General features: G+C 74.1%; 13 protein-coding genes. 4 read left to right on the forward strand and 9 right to left on the reverse strand.

What is annotated here, in order from left to right:
* Positions 1-39: 39 nt before the first annotated feature.
* Positions 40-669, reverse strand: coding sequence for a short chain dehydrogenase (locus ACLJTM_RS00100; protein WP_411101275.1), 630 nt, complete (start codon positions 667-669; stop codon positions 40-42).
* A 71-nt stretch (positions 670-740) separates the two neighbouring features.
* On the opposite strand from ACLJTM_RS00100, the gene ACLJTM_RS00105 reads away from it, so the two are divergent.
* On the forward strand, positions 741-1,646 hold the full coding sequence (locus ACLJTM_RS00105; protein ID WP_411101276.1) for a LysR family transcriptional regulator: 906 nt from the start codon (positions 741-743) through the stop codon (positions 1,644-1,646).
* Between the two features lie 110 nt (positions 1,647-1,756).
* Here ACLJTM_RS00105 and ACLJTM_RS00110 read toward each other — a convergent pair whose 3' ends face one another.
* Both ACLJTM_RS00110 and ACLJTM_RS00115 read right to left on the reverse strand, forming a co-directional pair.
* A complete protein-coding gene (locus tag ACLJTM_RS00110; protein WP_411101277.1) occupies positions 1,757-2,287 on the reverse strand; it encodes a DUF3017 domain-containing protein in 531 nt (176 codons plus the stop codon).
* Positions 2,277-3,137 (reverse strand): bifunctional methylenetetrahydrofolate dehydrogenase/methenyltetrahydrofolate cyclohydrolase, encoded by an 861-nt coding sequence (locus ACLJTM_RS00115; RefSeq protein ID WP_411101278.1) that lies wholly within the window; start codon positions 3,135-3,137, stop codon positions 2,277-2,279. Before ACLJTM_RS00115 ends, ACLJTM_RS00110 begins: the two co-directional genes overlap by 11 nt.
* Before the next feature lie 244 nt (positions 3,138-3,381).
* Between ACLJTM_RS00115 and ACLJTM_RS00120 the strand changes: the two genes are divergently transcribed.
* Positions 3,382-4,005 carry a hypothetical protein gene (locus ACLJTM_RS00120; protein WP_411101279.1) on the forward strand — a complete coding sequence of 208 codons (624 nt, stop codon included), beginning with the start codon at positions 3,382-3,384 and terminating at the stop codon, positions 4,003-4,005.
* Positions 4,006-4,110: 105 nt separating this feature from the next.
* On the opposite strand, the gene purH is transcribed toward ACLJTM_RS00120, so the two are convergent.
* Both purH and purN read right to left on the reverse strand, forming a co-directional pair.
* Positions 4,111-5,694 carry a bifunctional phosphoribosylaminoimidazolecarboxamide formyltransferase/IMP cyclohydrolase gene (gene purH, locus ACLJTM_RS00125; RefSeq protein WP_411101280.1) on the reverse strand — a complete coding sequence of 528 codons (1,584 nt, stop codon included), beginning with the start codon at positions 5,692-5,694 and terminating at the stop codon, positions 4,111-4,113.
* A complete protein-coding gene (gene purN, locus ACLJTM_RS00130; RefSeq protein ID WP_411101281.1) occupies positions 5,691-6,314 on the reverse strand; it encodes a phosphoribosylglycinamide formyltransferase in 624 nt (207 codons plus the stop codon). The genes purH and purN overlap by 4 nt, the downstream gene beginning before the upstream one ends.
* Positions 6,315-6,558: 244 nt before the next feature.
* Between purN and ACLJTM_RS00135 the strand changes: the two genes are divergently transcribed.
* Positions 6,559-7,191, forward strand: a complete 633-nt coding sequence (locus tag ACLJTM_RS00135; RefSeq protein ID WP_411101282.1) for a hypothetical protein — start codon at positions 6,559-6,561, stop codon at positions 7,189-7,191.
* Positions 7,192-7,236: 45 nt separating this feature from the next.
* Here the strand turns inward: ACLJTM_RS00135 and ACLJTM_RS00140 are convergent, their stop codons facing one another.
* Positions 7,237-9,027, reverse strand: coding sequence for a DUF6350 family protein (locus ACLJTM_RS00140; RefSeq protein WP_411101283.1), 1,791 nt, complete (start codon positions 9,025-9,027; stop codon positions 7,237-7,239).
* A 119-nt stretch (positions 9,028-9,146) separates the two neighbouring features.
* Here ACLJTM_RS00140 and ACLJTM_RS00145 point away from each other — a divergent pair, with 119 nt between their 5' ends.
* Positions 9,147-10,931: an RNA polymerase sigma factor gene (locus ACLJTM_RS00145; protein WP_411101284.1), complete on the forward strand. Its 1,785-nt coding sequence runs from the start codon at positions 9,147-9,149 to the stop codon at positions 10,929-10,931.
* Positions 10,932-11,003: 72 nt separating this feature from the next.
* Here the strand turns inward: ACLJTM_RS00145 and sucD are convergent, their stop codons facing one another.
* The 3 genes from sucD to ACLJTM_RS00160 all read right to left on the reverse strand — a co-directional run bounded on the left by sucD (position 11,004) and on the right by ACLJTM_RS00160 (position 14,474).
* Positions 11,004-11,894, reverse strand: coding sequence for a succinate--CoA ligase subunit alpha (sucD, locus tag ACLJTM_RS00150; protein WP_411101285.1), 891 nt, complete (start codon positions 11,892-11,894; stop codon positions 11,004-11,006).
* A gap of 21 nt (positions 11,895-11,915) precedes the next feature.
* Entirely contained in the window at positions 11,916-13,094 is a 1,179-nt protein-coding gene (gene sucC, locus ACLJTM_RS00155; RefSeq protein ID WP_411101286.1) for an ADP-forming succinate--CoA ligase subunit beta, read from the reverse strand.
* A gap of 267 nt (positions 13,095-13,361) precedes the next feature.
* Positions 13,362-14,474 (reverse strand): VWA domain-containing protein, encoded by a 1,113-nt coding sequence (locus tag ACLJTM_RS00160; protein WP_411102227.1) that lies wholly within the window; start codon positions 14,472-14,474, stop codon positions 13,362-13,364.
* Positions 14,475-14,583 lie beyond the last annotated feature (109 nt).

Consider the following 14,583-nt stretch of genomic DNA (forward strand, 5'->3'; position numbering starts at 1 on the left):
GCGCCCCGGGTTTCGAAGGCCCGGGTGCGTTCCGGGCCGTCATTCGACGCGGAAGACCTCGCCCGTGCGGTGCCCTTCGATCGACTTCACGTAAGCGCGCGCCGCCCGGCCCACCGGTACGGGGTCGCATCCCGCGAAGGTCTCCCCGTACGCGTCGAGGGACTCCTCGAAGACGGTCGGGCTGACCGCGTTGATCCGCTGGCGGCCGGGGAGTTCGACGGCCGCGGCCCGTACGAAGGCCTCGACCGCGCCGTTGACCAGCGAGGCGACCGCGCCGGTGCGCAGCGGCTCGCGGGCCAGGATGCCGGTGACGAGGGTGTACGAGGCGTGCGCGGGCAGCCGGTGGAGGCCTTGGCGGACGAGCTCGATCTGGCTGACGGCCTTGCCTTCGAGGCCTTGGCGGACCTCGTCGGCGGTCAGGTCCTCCAGTGGGCGCCAGGGGACGCTGCCCGCGGCGACGGCCACCGCGTCCACCGCCTCCGCGGGGTCGGCGGCGGCCCGGGCGTCGAGGGCGTCGTACATCGCCCGGACCGAGGCGGGGTCGGTGATGTCCAGGGTGATGTCGGCACGGGTGCGGGAGGCGGTGACGACACGGTGGCCGCGCTCGCGCAGGGCGGTGTGGACCGCCGTGCCGAGGGTTCCGTGCGCTCCGATCAGGACGATGTTCATACGGAGAGCCTCTCGCGGCGCCGTCCGTGCAGTCCAGCTACTCCTTCTTCACGGATGTTTAAGATGAACTCATGCTGGATGTGAAGCGGATGGTCATCCTCCGGGACCTGGCCGCACACGGACGGGTGACCGCGGTCGCCGACCTGCACGGCGTCACCCCCTCCGCGGTGTCCCAGCAGCTGCGGACGCTGGAGGCGGAGGCGGGGGCCGTCCTGGTCGAGCGGGAGGGCCGGGGGCTGCGGCTCACCGCGGCCGGCGCGGCCCTGGCTGCGGCCTGCGAGCCCGTGCTGGCCGCACTGGAACGGGCCGAGGGCGCGGTCCGGGCCCTGGACGCGGACCTGCGCGGGGAGGTCGTCATCGGGTGCGCCCCGAGTGCGCTGGCCACGGTGGCCGCGCCGCTCGTCGCCGAGCTGGCGGCGCGCCACCCGCGGCTGCGGCCGCGGATCGTGCAGGCCGACCCCGAGGAGGCCGTGCCGCGGCTCCGCGCCCGCCGGCTGGACCTCGCGGTGACCTACGCCTACCCGCTGCTCGGCGCCCCGCCCGCGGAGGGGACCCATGCGGTGCGGCTGTTCGAGGACCCCCTGTGCCTGGCGCTGCCGCGGGCACTGCTGCCCGCCTGGGAGCGGGAGGGGCTGGCCGCCCTGCGGGAGGCGGACTGGGTCTCGGCCCCGGCCCCGAGCAGCTGCCGCGACATGCTGCTGCACGCCTGCCGCAACGCCGGCTTCACCCCGCGGGTCGCGCACGAGTGCGCGGACCTGCGGGCCGGGCTCTGGCTGGTCGCCACCGGCCACGCCGTGTCGATCCTGCCGCGGCTGATGTGCGGGGATCCGCCGGCCGGCGCCGTCGTACGCGAACTGCCCGGCCCGGGACGGACCCTGGACGCCGTGGTCCGGGCAGGCACCGAGACCCGGCCGGCCGTCGCGGCCACCCTCGCGGCGCTGACCGCGGCGCAGCCGGGCGGCGGCTGCGGGTCCTGACGGTCCGCCGACGGCCGGCGCCGGACGGCGGCCGGTCAGCGGACGGTGGCGGTCGGCGGACGGCGGCGGCCAGCGGACGGTGGCGGTCAGCGGATGGTGGCGGTCGGCGGTCAGCGGACCGTGAAGCGGACCGCGGACTCCAGGAACGGGATCTCCAGCAGCGGGTTCGGCTCCATGACCAGCGCGAGCAGCGTGATCACCAGACCCAGCAGCCCGTAGGTGACCATGTCGGTGAAGCGGGAGCGCACCGCGAGCATGCCCACCGACGGGAGCAGTCGCCGCAGCACCGCGGCCAGGATCAGGGCCACGCCCATCACCAGGCAGCCGGCCCGGGGCTGCCCCAGGGCCGTGACCAGCAGTCCGACCGCGGTGGCCGTGAGCACGGCGAGCATCGGCCACTGCCGGACGGGTGTGGACACGGCTCCGGGGACGGCCCGGCCGCTCCCCTCGGGCCGGGCGGTGTCCCGGGTCACGGACGGGAACCGGCGGGAGCGGCCGGGGCCCGCCTCGGCGGCTTTGGAACCCGCGGCCGGCGTCGGGGCCGGCCTGCCGGGGGCCGGCGTGGCGGCGGCCGTGCCCGCGGGGGGCGTGGCGGCCGCCGCGGGCTCCGCGCCGGGGTCCGCCCCGGGTTCAGCCCGCACTGGGAATCCGTTCCGCCGCCTCGACCACGTTGACCAGCAGTTGGGCGCGGGTCATCGGGCCGACGCCGCCCGGGTTCGGGGAGATCCAGCCCGCGACCTCGGCCACCCCGGGGTGCACGTCGCCGACGATCCTGCCCTGCTCGTCGCGGCTGACGCCGACGTCGAGCACGGCCGCGCCCGGCTTCACGTCCTCCGGCTTGACCAGGTGCGGGACACCGGCCGCGGCGACGACGATGTCCGCCTGGCGCAGCAGCCCGGACAGATCGCGCGTACCGGTGTGACAGAGCGTCACGGTGGCGTTCTCCGACTTGCGGGTCAGGAGCAGGCCGATGGACCGGCCGACGGTGATGCCGCGGCCCAGGACGACCACGTGGGCGCCGTTGATCTCGACGCCGTGGTGGCGCAGCAGTTCGACGATGCCGTACGGGGTGCAGGGCAGCGGGCCGGGCTCGTTCAGCACGAGCCGGCCCAGGGACATGGGGTGCAGGCCGTCGGCGTCCTTCTCCGGGTCCATCAGCTCCAGCACCCGGTTGGTGTCGATGCCCTTGGGGAGCGGGAGTTGGACGATGTAGCCCGTGCACTCCGGGTTGTCGTTGAGTTCGCGGACGACCGCCTCGATGTCCTCCTGGGAGGCCGTCGCGGGCAGTTCGCGCTGGATGGAGGCGATGCCGACCTCGGCGCAGTCCTTGTGCTTGCCGTTGACGTACCAGCGGCTGCCCGGGTCGTCGCCGACCAGGAGGGTGCCGAGGCCTGGGGTGGTGCCCCGGGCCTTCAGGGCCGCCACGCGGGCGGACAGTTCGGACTTGATCGCGGCCGCGGTGGCCTTGCCATCGAGAATCTGGGCGGTCATGACCCCATCCTCCCGGATGGGGTGGCGTCTGTTCCAGTCAAGGGTCTCGGGAGAGCGCGCGGTTCATTGCACTTGCACAACAAGTGACCGCCCCCGGCACAACCGGCTGGACAAGTCCGGGCCGGTCCGACGACGATGCAGCGAAAGAGTGCCGCGGGCAGTGCCGGGGGGCGGACCGCATCATCGAAGAAACTCCTCCGCGCGTGCCGTGCGTCCCCGCACTTCCACGGAGGAACCACCCAAGATGAGCTTCGGCGACCCGAACAACCCGTACGGACAGCAGCCCCAGGCCCCGCAGGGCGGCCAGCCCGGGTACGGCTACCCGCAGCAGGCCCCGCAGGGCGGCCAGCCCGCCTACGGCTACCCCCAGCAGGGCGCGCCCGCCGGCTACCCGGCCGGCCCCGGCGGGTTCCCGGGCGGGCCCGTCGAGATGCCGGGCGGCGTCAAGGCTGCCCGCATCATGCTGTACATCCTCGGCGGTCTCCAGGTGGTGCTGGCCCTGATCGCCATGATCGCCTCCGCCTGGGTCGCCGACATGATCTCCGGCGCCGACACCTCCAGCTCGGGCCTGAACGGCACCGAGGCCGACCAGGCCGCCGCCATCGGCGTCGGCGTCATGATCGTCCTGGGTGTCCTCATCCTGGGCTTCGCGCTGTGGGCCATCCTGACCGCCGTGAAGCTGCCCAAGGGCCGCGGCGGCATCCGCGTCTCGGGCATCATCTACGGCTCCGTCACCGCGCTGTTCAGCCTGCTGAGCCTGCTGACCGCGAACGTGTTCGCGCTCATCAGCCTGGTGCTCGGCATCCTCATCATCGTCTTCCTGGCCAAGAGCGACGCGAGCCAGTACTTCAGCCGCCCGCAGTACTAGGCGGCAGCGCGGCAGGGCCCGGCCGGGCCCTGCCGCCGCAGTGAACGGCGAAGGCCGCGTCCCGCAGTGCGGGGCGCGGCCTTCGCCGTGTGCGCAGGGGTCCGGTCAGTGGAAGAAGTGGCGGGTCCCGGTGAAGTACATCGTCACGCCGGCCTTCTCGGCCGCCTCGACCACCTGTTCGTCGCGGACGGAACCGCCCGGCTGGACGACGGCCTTGATGCCCGCCGCCGTGAGGATCTCCAGCCCGTCGGGGAAGGGGAAGAACGCGTCGGACGCGGCGTACGAGCCCTGCGCGCGCTCGGCGCCCGCCCGCTCGACGGCGAGCTTCGCCGAGTCGACGCGGTTGACCTGGCCCATGCCGACGCCGACCGAGGCGCCGTCCTTGGCCAGCAGGATCGCGTTGGACTTGACGGCCCGGCAGGCCTTCCACGCGAAGGCCAGCTCGGCGAGTTCCGCGGCGGACAGCGCGTCACCGGTGGCCAGGGTCCAGTGCGCCGGGTCGTCGCCCTCGGCCTGGAAGAGGTCGCTCTGCTGGAGCAGCGCGCCGCCGCTGACCGGCTTGAGGTCGCCGGGCTGGTGCGGGGTGCCGTCCACCTTCAGGACGCGGATGTTCTTCTTCTTGGCGAGGACCTCGACGGCGCCGTCCTCGTAACCGGGCGCCGCGATGACCTCGGTGAAGATCTCCGCCACCTGCTCGGCGAGCTCGACGCTCACCGGGCGGTTCACGGCGATGACCCCGCCGAAGGCCGACAGCGGGTCGCAGGCGTGCGCCTTGCGGTGGGCGGCGGCCACGTCGGCGCCGATCGCGATGCCGCACGGGTTGGCGTGCTTGATGATGGCGACACAGGGCTCGTCGTGGTCGTAGGCGGCCCGGCGGGCGGCCTCGGTGTCCACGTAGTTGTTGAAGGACATCTCCTTGCCGTGCAGTTGCTCGGCGTTGGCGAGCCCGCCCGGCCGGCCGTCCGTGTACAGCGCGGCGGCCTGGTGCGGGTTCTCGCCGTAGCGCAGGGTCGACTTGCGCTCCCAGGCGCCGGCCAGGAACTCGGGCAGCACGGCCTCCGGCTCCGGGGCGTACGCATTCGTGAACCACGAGGCGACGGCCACGTCGTAGGCGGCGGTGTGCTGGAAGGCCTCGGCCGCCAGGCGCTTGCGGGCGGTCAGGTCGAAGCCGCCGTTCTGCGCCGCCGCGAGGACGTCGGCGTAGCGCTCGGGGCTGGTGACGACGGCGACCGACGGATGGTTCTTGGCCGCGGCGCGGACCATCGAGGGGCCGCCGATGTCGATCTGCTCCACGCACTCGTCCGGGGTGGCGCCCGACTGGACGGTCGCGAGGAAGGGGTACAGGTTGACGACGACCAGGTCGAAGGGCTCGACGCCCAGCTCGGCGAGCTGGTTGCGGTGGTCCTCCAGCCGCAGGTCGGCAAGGACGCCCGCGTGCACCCGCGGGTGCAGGGTCTTGACCCGGCCGTCGAGGCACTCGGGGAAGCCGGTGAGCTCCTCGACCTTGGTGACGGGCACCCCGGCCGCGGCGATCCTCGATGCGGTGGAGCCGGTGGAGACGAGGGCGACGCCCGCCTCGTGCAGGCCGCGGGCCAGCTCTTCCAGTCCCGTCTTGTCGTAGACGCTGACGAGCGCACGCCGGATCGGCCGCTGGGTCGTGGTCGGGTCGTTGCTCTCTACGGCGGTCACTGGATTGTTACCTTTCGTCCCTCAATGCGGTAGCCGTGCCGGGCCAGGCGCCCCACGACATCGACGAGCAGCGCGCGCTCGACTTCCTTGATGCGCTCATGGAGAGCGGCTTCTTCTTCCCCGTCCCGGATCTCGACCACACCCTGGGCGATGATCGGACCGGTGTCCACGCCGCCGTCCACGAAGTGGACGGTGCAGCCGGTGACCTTGGCCCCGTAGGCCAGGGCGTCCCGTACCCCGTGCGCGCCCGGGAAGGCGGGGAGCAGCGCGGGGTGGGTGTTGACGAACCGGCCGCCGAAGCGGTCCAGGAACGCCGCGCCGACGATCTTCATGAAGCCGGCGGACACGACGAGGTCCGGCGCGTGGGCCTCGGTCGCCGCGGTGAGGGCGGCGTCCCATTCCGCGCGGCTTCCATAGGCCTTGACGGGGCACACGAAGGTGGGGATGCCGGCCTTCTCGGCCCGCTCCAGGCCCGCGATGCCGTCGCGGTCGGCCCCCACGGCGACGACTTCGGCACCGAAGCCCTCGGCTCCGCCGGGGTGGGCGTCGATGGCGTCGAGCAGGGCCTGGAGGTTGGTGCCGGATCCGGAGACCAGCACGACCAGGCGGGAGGCGGCCATGAGCGGCCCTTTCTGGCGGGAAAAACAACGTTCGTCTTGTGTGTTCATACGAAAGTTGGGGGCACCGATATACGGGGAACCATACGAAGCCACCGACCGCCTGCAACGATACCGGCACACCGGACGGCCCCCGAGGGACGGGGGGACGGCCGAGAGGTAGCGTCTGGCGTACAAGCCGCAAACAGGCCTCACCTCGCCCGGACGCCACCACGGCGTCCCTGACACAGGGGAAGAAACGCACCCGATGCCGGACCGCCGCCAGCCCGACTCCTCCACCGACGACAACCCCTTCGCGGCGCCCCCGGAAGGTCGGCCCGACCAGCCGTGGCAGCCGCGCAGCGGTGGTGACGGCCGCGGCGGGGACGGCCCGGGCGGGGAGGCCCCGAAAGCACCGGAGGGCCGGGGCACCGGCCCGGCCCGCTGGGACCCGACGGACCCGATCCAGCGCCGCGCGCGCTACGCGCTGCTCGCCGGCATGTGGGGCTTCTTCTTCGGGATCTTCGGCATCCCCTCGGTGGGCCTGCTGCTGGGCGCGCTCGCCCTCTACTGGGGGATCAGCGCCCTGCGGGTGAAGCCGGCTCCGGCTGCGGCCGCGGCCGGAGCCCCGGCGGGCGGCGCGGCCGCGGCCACCGCCCCCGCGCCGGGCGGCCTCGCGGCGCTCGGCCCCGCGGCCCGGCCGCAGCGGACGGCCGCGGTGAGCGGCCTGGTGACGGCCTCACTGGCGATCCTGCTGGCCATGACCTCGTACGGGCTGCAGCTCGCCTACAAGGACTTCTACGTGTGCCGCGACGACGCCCTCACCAAGACGGCGGAGCTCCAGTGCAACACCCTGCTGCCCGACAACCCGGTGGGCGAGGTGCTCAAGGTCCAGCGCTGACGGGCCCGCCCCCGGGAAGCCGGGGGCGGCCCGCCCGGGCCCGGCTCAGGGCTTGCGGCGGGGCACGACCCGGGCGCCGGTCACGGGCGGGACCAGGGGCGCAGCCCCGGCCGCCGACGCGGGTTCCGGCCGCGCCGTGAGCGGGATCGGGGTCAGGTCCAGGCCCGACACCACCCGTACGGGGCGGGGCGCCCGCGGCCGCTCGGGTACGGGAACACGTACGGGAACCGGTGCCGCGGCCGCCTCCGGGAGGGCCACCGCCGCCGCCGGGTCCGCGGCCGCTTCCGGGAGGGTCGTGGCCGGGTCCGGGTCCGCTTCCGGGAGGGTCGTGGCCGGGAGGGTCGTGGCCGCCCCCGCCCCCGTCGGGGCGGCCGGGACCGGTCGGGGCGCGGGGTTCGGCGCCGGGGCGGGCGGGGGCTCCGGGGAGGGTGCCGCCGGGAACTCCGGCACCAGCGTGCCGGCGGCCCGGCGCAGCGCCGCCCAGCGGACCTCCCGTACGCCGCTGTCGTGCCAGTCGTCGTCCTGCGGCCCGGCCACGTCGTCCAGGTCGGCCCCGGCGAAGCCGCCGGCCGGGCGGGTGCGCCAGACGTGCACCGCCACCGCCAGCGCGACCGCCGGCGGCAGGGTCCAGCCGAGGGCCGCCGCGCCGGCCGCCCACCACAGCGGCCCGAACGCCGACAGCTCGTGCGAACCCAGGGGTCCCGCGGAGGCCGCCGCCAGCCCGGCCGTCGCGAGGGCGCACACCAGCGCGCCCAGGGCCGCCGTCAAGGCGGTCTCCCCACACGAGACCTCCCGCGCCCGGCGCACCGCGAACCAGCCGACCGCCAGCCCGGCCGCCACCGGAATCGCGGCGACCGCCCAGGTCAGCGGCGTGCCGGGCCCCTCGGCGGGGAGCGCGGCCAGCAGGGGGAAGCGGGGCAGCGCGGGCGAGCCGGTGAAACCCAGCGGGGTCGCCGTCGCCCCGGCGCCCAGGGCGAAGCCGGGGCCGAGGGCGTAGGCGGCGGCCCACACCATGGCGTTCGGGATCAGGGCCACCGCCAGCAGCAGGACCGCGAACCGCCCCGACCACACCCCGGTCAGCGTCAGGAACGAGCCCTGCACCTCCGCCCCGTGCCAGGTCAGCGAGGCCCCGACCAGCAGCACCCCGCCGCCCAGCAGGACGAGCGCACCGCCCGCACCGGAGCGCAGCGCCAGCGCGTACCGGGGGCGCGCCACGGCCCTGCGTACGCCGTCCGGCACCCACGAGGGCAGCGGGCCCAGCGGGCGCCCCCGGGCCGCCCAGACCCCGCCGCCGGCGGCGAAGGCGGCGACCAGCGGTACGTGCCAGGCGGCGCTGATCGGGTCGGCGGGCATGGGTCCGCCCGCCGCGTACACGACGGCGAGGGCCGCGACGGACAGGTAGCCGCAGAGCACCGCGGAGAAGACCGCCCCGGCGGGCAGGACCGCCTCGGCCGCCTCCTCCTCGCCGCCGGACTCCCCGGCGGCGGCGCCCAGCCGGGCGGCGCGCCGCATGAGCAGGACCGGCAGGGCCACCAGGAGCAGGGGCGTCAGGCCGACGGGGGCGGGCACGCCGGAGAGGGTCTCGTAGCGCACCAGCTCGGTCCCGTGGGCGAGCAGCCACAGCCCGGCGGCGAGGTGCAGGGCCCCGCCGGGGCCGCTGTCGGGATAGGGGGAGCTGATCCACAGCACGATGACGAGCACGGCCAGGAAGCCGAGCCCGAGGCCGGCCGCCACGGCGCCGCCCAGCACGCAGGCGGCGGCCGCCGGTGAACGGCGCCGCCGGCCGGTCGGGAGGGCCGTCGGCAACGGAGTGCCGCGTTCGGTCACTTGGGTCACCCCGCCATGGTGCCAACGACACGCGCTATGGGCGGGTAACAGGCGAATGACCGTGGTGTCGCTCAATATACGTTTATGTACTTTTTTGCCCAGGACTGGCGGGTCGCGGGGAGTGTGGCATGACACAAAGCGTCGAGGAGCTGGGCCTGCCCTCCCCGAAGGAGCGGCGCAGACTGCGCGAAGCTGCGGCCCTGACGCACGAGCAGGTCGCCGCGGCGGTGGGCGTCGCCCCGGCCACCGTGCGCTCCTGGGAGACGGGGCGTACGGACCCCCGGGGGCGAAAACGCGAGGTCTACGCCCGCTTCCTGCGAAGTCTGGCGCCGCCGGAACCGGTGCGCCCGAAGCATTCGCACGTCCCCCAGGACGGGGCGGGCCGGGGAGCGCCGCCGCGGCCGGCCGGTTCCCCTCGGGCCTCCGCGGGCGGCGGGCAGGGCCGGGCCAAGGCGGCGGCCAAGCGCGCGGCGAAACCGGCGTCCGACCGTACCCGCCACGCGCCGGCCACGACCGCGGACGGCACCGGGCACGGGGGGCCACCCGCGGCGCAGGCGGCCGTGCACCTGAAGGGCGCGGAGGGTGCGGAGGGCGCGGAGGGGGCGGTTCTGGAAGGCGAGGCCGCGCTCCGTACGGAGGCCGGTGCGCGGGGCTGCGTGCACCCGGCGGAACCCGCTGCGAAGCCTGCTGCCGAACCCGCCGCCCCGCCTGCCGCGGGCCCCGCTGCGGAACCCGTCCCGCCGCCGTCCGCGCAGAGCCACCCACAGCCCCCCTCCGGGTCCGCTGCCGATTCCACGGCCGGTTCCGCTGCCGGGGCTTCGGGCGCGTCCCGCCCCGGCCCGTCCCCCGAAGCGCCCGCAGCTCGGGCCCCCGGGGGCGCCGCCGGGACGGTGGCGGAGCCGGTCGCCGGGCCGGTTTCGGAGCCGGTCGCCGGGCCGGCGGTCGTCGACCCGGCCCCCGCCGAGGCCGAGGCCGAGGCCTGCGCCGAGCCGTCGGCGGAGGCGGTCGCGGAAGAGGCCGCCGAAGAGGCCGCCGCAGGGAGGGCGGCCGAGGAGGGCGCCGCAGCGGTGGCCCCGGCCGTGCCCGCAGCGGGTGCCGCGGCCGCGTTCGACGCGCTCTACGATCGCGCGGCCCCCGCCCTCACCCGGCAGGCGTACCTGCTCACCAGCAGCCGGGCGCTGGCCCACCACGCCGTGGAGCGGGCGTTCCAGCACGCCTGGGCCCGGTGGCCCGAGGTGGCCGTCGACCCCGATCCGGTGGGATGGGTGCGCGCCGCCGCCTACGAGTACGCCCTCTCGCCCTGGCACCGGCTGCGCCGCAGCCACCGGAGCCCCGACCCGCAGGACAAGCTGCCGGCCGAGCCCGCCGACCGGATCCTGCTCGACGCGATGCTCACCCTGCCCCCGGCGCACCGGCGCACCGTCCTGCTCTACGACGGAGTCGGTCTCGACCTGCCGGACACCGCCGCCGAAACGGAGGCCAGCACGCCCACCACCGCGCTGCGGCTGCTCCACGCGCACGAGGAGCTGTCCGACCTGATCCCGGAACTGGTCGACGTGGCGCCCGAGAAGCAGTCCGCGCTGCTGCACGACCGCTTCGGCTCGCTCCGGCCGGCCGTCCGCCTGGAGCCGCGCCCGGCGGTCGAGGTGCGTGTCGCCGGCGAGAACCGGGCCCGGCGGTGGACGCGTGCGGTACTCGGGCTGACCGCGGTGATCGCCGTGGCGACCACGTACACGGTCACGACCGCGCCCACCGCCTACGCTCCGCCGCCGGCCCCCGGCAGCAGCGTCTCCGGCGTGCCCCCGCTCAGCGGACCGCCGCGGCTGACCGAGCAGAGCCGCCAACTCCAGGAGAAGCTGCGCTCCGATCCGGCCGCGTCCGGGCCGGGCCGGCTGGTCCCGATGGGCGCATGAGAACGGGCGTGGCCCGCACCCGAGGGGTGCGGGCCACGCCCGTGCTGCCGGTAGCGGCAGTACCGCGTCTGACTACTGCGCGGCGTTGAGGATCTCGCGCGCCAGCTTGGCGGTCTCGGTCGGCGTCTTGCCGACCTTGACGCCGGCGGCCTCAAGGGCCTCCTTCTTGGCCTGCGCGGTGCCGGAGGAGCCGGAGACGATGGCGCCGGCGTGGCCCATGGTCTTGCCCTCGGGGGCGGTGAAGCCCGCGACGTAGCCGACGACCGGCTTGGTGACGTTCTTCGCGATGAAGTCCGCCGCACGCTCCTCGGCGTCGCCGCCGATCTCACCGATCATGACGATCAGCTCGGTCTCCGGGTCGGCCTCGAAGGCCTCCAGGGCGTCGATGTGCGTGGTGCCGATGACCGGGTCGCCACCGATGCCGACGGCGGAAGTGAAGCCGATGTCACGGAGCTCGTACATCATCTGGTAGGTCAGCGTGCCCGACTTCGACACGAGACCGATCTTGCCCGGCTTGGTGATGTCGCCCGGGATGATGCCGGCGTTGGACTGGCCGGGGGTGATCAGACCCGGGCAGTTCGGGCCGATGATCCGCGTCTTGTTGCCCTTGGCGGTCGCGTACGCCCAGAAGGCGGCGGAGTCGTGCACCGCGATGCCCTCGGTGATGACGACGGCCAGCGGGATCTCGGCGTCGATGGCCTCGACGACGGCGGCCTTGGCGAAGGCCGGCGGGACGAAGAGGACGGAGACGTTGGCGCCCGTCTTCTCCATCGCCTCGGCGACGGAGCCGAAGACCGGGATCTCGGTGCCGTCGAAGTCGACGGTGGTGCCGGCCTTGCGCGGGTTCACACCGCCGACGATGTTGGTGCCGTCAGCCAGCATCAGCTTGGTGTGCTTCATGCCCGTGGCACCGGTCATGCCCTGGACGATGACCTTGCTGTCCTTGTTGAGGAAGATAGCCATGTGAGTCTGTGACCTCTGCCCTTACTTCGCAGCCGCGAGCTCGGCGGCCTTGTCGGCCGCGCCGTCCATGGTGTCCACGCGCTGGACCAGCGGGTGGTTGGCGTCCGAGAGGATCTTGCGACCCAGCTCGGCGTTGTTGCCGTCGAGACGGACGACGAGCGGCTTGGTGACCGCCTCGCCCTTGTCCGCGAGCAGCTGCAGCGCCTGGACGATGCCGTTGGCGACCTCGTCGCACGCGGTGATGCCGCCGAAGACGTTGACGAAGACGGACTTGACGTCCGGGTCGCCGAGGATGATCTCCAGACCGTTGGCCATGACGGCGGCGGAGGCGCCACCGCCGATGTCCAGGAAGTTGGCGGGCTTGACGCCGCCGTGGTTCTCACCGGCGTACGCGACGACGTCGAGGGTGCTCATGACGAGACCCGCGCCGTTGCCGATGATGCCGACCTCACCGTCGAGCTTCACGTAGTTGAGGTTCTTCGCCTTGGCGGCGGCCTCAAGGGGGTTCGCGGCCGCGTGGTCCACGAACTCCTCGTGGCCCGGCTGGCGGAACTCGGCGTTCTCGTCGAGCGAGACCTTGCCGTCGAGCGCGATGACGGCGCCGGAGGCGACCTTCGCGAGCGGGTTGACCTCGACGAGGAGCGCGTCCTCGGCGATGAAGGTGTCCCACAGGGTCACGAGGACCTCGGCGACCTGCTCCGCGACCTCGGCCGGGAACTGCGCCAGGGCGACGATCTCGCGGGCCTTCTCGATGGTCACGCCCTCGTTGGCGTTCACCGGGACCTTGGCGAGCTTCTCCGGGGTCTCCTCGGCGACCTGCTCGATGTCCATGCCGCCCGCGACCGAGGCCATGGCCAGGAAGGTGCGGTTGGTGCGGTCGAGGAGGTACGAGACGTAGTACTCCTCGAGGATCTCAGGGGCCGTCTCGGCGATCATCACCTTGTGGACCGTGTGGCCCTTGATGTCCATGCCGAGGATGTCCGTCGCCCGGGCGACGGCCTCGTCCGGGGTGGCCGCCAGCTTCACGCCGCCGGCCTTGCCGCGGCCGCCGACCTTCACCTGCGCCTTGACGACCGACTTGCCGCCCAGCCGCTCGGTGGCCTCGCGAGCCGCCTCAGGCGTGTCGATGACTTCACCGGCCAGCACCGGTACACCGTGCTTGGCGAAGAGGTCCCTCGCCTGGTACTCGAACAGGTCCACGCGCGTCCGTCCCTTGTCTTCAAAGATTCGCAGTGATTCGCGGTTTTCTGCTATCTGCGTGGGCGTGCCGCGGAGGGCAACGTGACGGCGCTGTCACAAGGAAGGCGCACACGGTGACCGTGGACGCGGCATGTCCGTCCCGCAGGTTATCCCCGCGGGACGTAGGTCCCTAAATTGCAGATCACACCTGAGCGGTGATACCTGTCACAGAACGCCTCACGGTTGAGCTGGAAGTTCGTGCGATCAGCCCCTTCCCAGCGGGGGCCGTCACGGCACCGGCAGAGGCCGCTTCTCCAGCGCGGCGGCCATCACCTCAGGGAACAGGTCGGGCGTGCAGGCGAAGGCCGGAGCGCCGAGCGCGCCGAGGGCGGCGGCGTGCTCCCGGTCGTAGGCCGGGGCGCCCTCGTCGGACAGGGCGAGCAGGGCGACGAACTCGACGCCCGCCGCCTTCATCGCGGCCACCCGCTTCAGCATCTCGTTGCGTATGCCTCCCTCGTAGAGGTCGCTGATCAGGACGACGACCGTGTCCGCGGGGCGGGTGATCTTCGACTGGCAGTAGGCGAGGGCCCGGTTGATGTCGGTGCCGCCGCCCAGCTGGGTACCGAAGAGCACGTCCACGGGGTCGTCGATCTGGTCCGTCAGGTCGACGACGGCCGTGTCGAAGACGACGAGGCGGGTGGCGATCGAGTGCATGGAGGCGAGGACGGCGCCGAAGACGGAGGCGTAGACCACGGAGGCCGCCATGGAACCCGACTGGTCGATGCACAGGACCACCTCCTTCTTCACCGACCGGGACGCCCGGCCGTACCCGATCAGCCGCTCGGGGACGACGGTGCGGTACTCGGGCAGGTAGTTCTTCAGGTTGGCCCGGATGGTGCGGTTCCAGTCGATGTCGTGGTGGCGGGGGCGGCTGATCCGGGCCGAGCGGTCGAGCGCGCCGGTGAGGGTGGCCCGGGTGCGGGTCGCCAGGCGCTTCTCCAACCGGCCCACCACCGTGCGGACGACGGCCCGTGCGGTCTCCCGCGTCGTCTCCGGCATCGCCTTGTTGAGGGACAGCAGGGTGCCGACCAGGTGGACGTCCGGTTCCACGGCCTCCAGCATCTCCGGCTCCAGGAGCAGGGCCGACAGGCCGAGCCGCTCGATCGCGTCCCGCTGCATGACCTGCACCACCGGGCCGGGGAAGTAGGTCCGGATGTCGCCGAGCCAGCGGGCCACCTGCGGGGCGGAGCCGCCCAGCCCCGCGGAGCGCTCCCCCGTCGTCCGGCGCCGGCCGCCGGCGGCGCTCCCGCCGTAGAGCGCGCCGAGCGCCGCGTCCATCGCCGCGTCCCGGCCGCTCAGCGCGCATCCGGTGCCGTCGGCCTCTCCCCCGCCGAGCACCATCCGCCACCGCCGCAGCCGCTCCTGCGCGGCGGGCCCGGCGCCGGCGCCCCCGTCCCGGCCGTCACCATCGGCGTCGCGGGCGGGGTCCTGCCCCGCCGGCCCGTGCCCG

This window comes from Streptomyces sp. cmx-4-9 (assembly GCF_046548835.1).
Classification (GTDB): Bacteria; Actinomycetota; Actinomycetes; order Streptomycetales; family Streptomycetaceae; genus Streptomyces.

What these genes read in the sequence shown, in the direction of transcription:
- purN (WP_411101281.1), bottom strand. Translation starts at nt 6,314, where the DNA reads ATGGCCGCCTCCCGCCTGGTCGTGCTGGTCTCCGGATCCGGCACCAAC.
- ACLJTM_RS00115 (WP_411101278.1), bottom strand. Translation starts at nt 3,137, where the DNA reads ATGACCGCCCAGATTCTCGATGGCAAGGCCACCGCGGCCGCGATCAAG.
- ACLJTM_RS00120 (WP_411101279.1), top strand. Translation starts at nt 3,382, where the DNA reads ATGAGCTTCGGCGACCCGAACAACCCGTACGGACAGCAGCCCCAGGCC.
- ACLJTM_RS00135 (WP_411101282.1), top strand. Translation starts at nt 6,559, where the DNA reads ATGCCGGACCGCCGCCAGCCCGACTCCTCCACCGACGACAACCCCTTC.
- sucD (WP_411101285.1), bottom strand. Translation starts at nt 11,894, where the DNA reads ATGGCTATCTTCCTCAACAAGGACAGCAAGGTCATCGTCCAGGGCATG.
- ACLJTM_RS00105 (WP_411101276.1), top strand. Translation starts at nt 741, where the DNA reads ATGCTGGATGTGAAGCGGATGGTCATCCTCCGGGACCTGGCCGCACAC.
- ACLJTM_RS00145 (WP_411101284.1), top strand. Translation starts at nt 9,147, where the DNA reads ATGACACAAAGCGTCGAGGAGCTGGGCCTGCCCTCCCCGAAGGAGCGG.
- ACLJTM_RS00160 (WP_411102227.1), bottom strand. Translation starts at nt 14,474, where the DNA reads ATGGTGCTCGGCGGGGGAGAGGCCGACGGCACCGGATGCGCGCTGAGC.
- ACLJTM_RS00100 (WP_411101275.1), bottom strand. Translation starts at nt 669, where the DNA reads ATGAACATCGTCCTGATCGGAGCGCACGGAACCCTCGGCACGGCGGTC.